We start from the raw sequence: 612 nt of genomic DNA on the forward strand, positions 1-612 counted from the left end.
CAGAACGCGCAGCTCTACGCGGCCTCCAAGGCGATCCTGAAGGAAGCCGGCTACGTAGGCGCCGGAACCGTCGAGTTCCTCGTCGGCACCGACGGCACCATCTCCTTCCTCGAAGTCAACACCCGCCTCCAGGTCGAACACCCCGTCACCGAAGAAGTCACCGGCATCGACCTCGTCCGCGAGATGTTCCGCATCGCCGACGGCGAAGAACTCGGCTACGACGACCCCGCCGTGCGCGGACACTCCTTCGAGTTCCGCATCAACGGCGAAGACCCCGGCCGCGGCTTCCTGCCCGCCCCCGGCACCGTCACCCTCTTCACACCCCCCACCGGCCCCGGCGTCCGCCTCGACACCGGCGTCGAGACCGGCTCCGTCATCGGCCCCGCCTGGGACTCCCTCCTCGCCAAACTCATCGTCACCGGCGCCACCCGCGAACAGGCCCTCCAGCGCGCCGCCCGCGCCCTCGCCGAATTCCGCGTCGAAGGCATGGCCACCGCCATCCCCTTCCACCAGGCCGTCGTCACCGACCCCGCCTTCACCACCGACCCCTTCCGCATCCACACCCGCTGGATCGAGACCGAGTTCACCAACGACATCAAACCCTTCGCCCCC

1 protein-coding gene is annotated in these 612 nt (G+C 69.1%); it reads left to right on the plus strand.

Going from position 1 to position 612, the window contains the following annotated elements:
- Positions 1–612, plus strand: a 612-nt coding sequence (locus tag IE219_RS31425) for an ATP-binding protein (protein WP_444545654.1), incomplete at both ends; no start/stop codon positions are given.

This window comes from Streptomyces termitum (genome assembly GCF_014650175.1).
In the GTDB taxonomy this organism is placed as follows: Bacteria; Actinomycetota; Actinomycetes; order Streptomycetales; family Streptomycetaceae; genus Streptomyces; species Streptomyces termitum.